Origin of the sequence: Mangrovihabitans endophyticus, assembly GCF_014646155.1 — a bacterium.
Taxonomy (GTDB): domain Bacteria; phylum Actinomycetota; class Actinomycetes; order Mycobacteriales; family Micromonosporaceae; genus Actinoplanes; species Actinoplanes endophyticus.
Window position 1 is genome coordinate 1 of the sequence record NZ_BMMX01000197.1, and the last position, 536, is coordinate 536.

A 536-nucleotide genomic window follows, 5' to 3' on the forward strand; every position below is an offset into this window, starting at 1 on the left:
GATGTGCCATTACCCTTATGGGAAGTTTTTTGACGCTTTAGAATTAGAAAAAGAGAGCGAAAGGTTTTTGAAAAAAGAAGCTGTGCCTACGGGGTTACTAGACGGCAAAAAGGCTCTTTATGCAAAAAATTTGAGTTTAGAAATTGAAAAAGAATTCCAGCATAACCTTTTAAATAGCCATGCTAAAACGCTAGGCTCCAGGCGGTTTTTTTGGGTGTTTGTAGAAAATATAACTTCTCAATATGTGAAAGAAAAAGCGCAATTTGAATTGGGATTTTACTTGCCTAAAGGGAGTTATGCGAGCGCGTTGCTCAAAGAAATCAAGCATGAGAAAGGAGAAAATAATGACGAATTTTGAAAAAATTATCGCACAAAACAGACTCAAAACGAACGCGGTTTTAGCGACTTATTGCGTAATTTTTGCTTTTATTGGGTTGTTGGTGGATGTTATTAGAATTAATGCTAATGATTTAGGAACAGCTCTTTTTAAACTCATGACTTTTCAAATTTTTCCTACGATCACCATCATTATGTTT

Annotated in this window: 2 protein-coding genes; both read left to right on the forward strand. The window is 35.1% G+C overall.

Translation table 11 applies throughout. The annotated features are described in order from the left end of the window. The coding region (locus IEY73_RS34890; protein WP_024949152.1) for a pseudouridine synthase family protein at positions 1–358 on the forward strand (358 nt) is incomplete at its 5' end. Then, the coding region (locus IEY73_RS34895; protein WP_229716460.1) for a hypothetical protein at positions 345–536 on the forward strand (192 nt) is incomplete at its 3' end. The genes IEY73_RS34890 and IEY73_RS34895, both read left to right, overlap by 14 nt.